Origin of the sequence: Anaerotruncus sp. DFI.9.16 (genome assembly GCF_024461615.1) — a bacterium.
Lineage (GTDB): Bacteria > Bacillota > Clostridia > Oscillospirales > Ruminococcaceae > Anaerotruncus > Anaerotruncus massiliensis.
Genome location: NZ_JANFZX010000161.1, coordinates 1 through 259, shown reverse-complemented (window position 1 = coordinate 259; position 259 = coordinate 1). Strand labels below are relative to the sequence as shown.

Annotated in this window: 1 pseudogene; it reads left to right on the top strand. The window is 51.7% G+C overall.

Annotated elements, in window-relative coordinates:
* A pseudogene (locus NE609_RS17395) lies at positions 1–259 on the top strand (ferredoxin); the annotation flags it as partial.

Here is a 259-nt window from a genome sequence, read left to right as displayed (position 1 = left end):
TCTCCCCCGGGTACCGGAACAATACCATCTGACTCCGCAATCCATCCAATGGACCCTCTCGGGAGGAGAAGCTTCCAACTATCCGGGGCGTTGCCTGGCGATCGACGAAATCCATAATGTCATCGATATCCTCGAAAAACTGGAAAACGACGAACTGACAGATATCGACTTTCTGGAACTGAGGGCATGCGACCATTCCTGTGCCGGAGGGGCACTGGCGATCAACAACCGTTTTCTCACCATCGAAAGATTACAGAAA